Here is a 735-nt window from a genome sequence, read left to right as displayed (position 1 = left end):
TGCCGGCCGAGAGCGTGGCACCCGCGGGCACCCCGAGCAGCGTGACCGAGAGCGCCTCCGAGCCATCGGTGTCGGTCAACGCCGCCGAGAGGTCGAGCCGGATGGCGGTATCCTCGTCGCCCACCGCCGCCGCCGCCTGCATCGCCGGTGCGTCCGCCACGGCGGTGACCTGCACCGTGGTGGTGGTGCTGACCAACTGGCTGGCGCTGGCATCCTCGCGGTCCAGCAGCCGTGCCTCGATGCGCAGGCTGATCGGTGCACTGCTGTTGGCAGGTGGGGTGACCGCCACATGACCGGCGGCGAGTTCGGCCCGGTCCACCTGCCAGGCCCCATGACCAAGATCCGTGCCCTGGCTCAGCACCGCGCCCGCCGGCACGCCACGGATCACGGCCACCGTGTCCCACACCTCGGAGCTGTCACTGGAGGTGCCGAACTCGGCCCGGATCGGGATGGCGGTGTCCTCCCGGCCGGCGGCCGAGGCCGACAGGCTGGCGCCGTCCATGACACCCGCGACCTGGACGGTGAAGGCGTGCTCGGTGGTGGCGCTGACGCCGTTGCTGGTCTCGGTGCTGGTGGCGCGCAACGTCAGGTCGAGCGTGCCGGCGAAGTCATGCGGCGGGGTCAGCCTCAGGTTGGGCAGGTCGGCCGCGGCGAGTTGCCAGCTGCCATCCGGCTGGCGGCTGCCGGCCGAGAGCGTGGCACCCGCGGGCACCCCGAGCAGCGTGACCGAGAGCG

Annotated in this window: 1 protein-coding gene; it reads right to left on the bottom strand. The window is 73.1% G+C overall.

What is annotated here, in order from left to right; translation table 11 throughout:
- Positions 1-735, bottom strand: a 735-nt coding sequence (locus Q7A36_RS40440) for a hypothetical protein (RefSeq protein WP_305109433.1), incomplete at both ends; no start/stop codon positions are given.

Source organism: Paracraurococcus lichenis, from assembly GCF_030657435.1.
Lineage (GTDB): Bacteria > Pseudomonadota > Alphaproteobacteria > Acetobacterales > Acetobacteraceae > Paracraurococcus > Paracraurococcus lichenis.
This window is presented reverse-complemented; position numbering and strand designations above follow the sequence as displayed.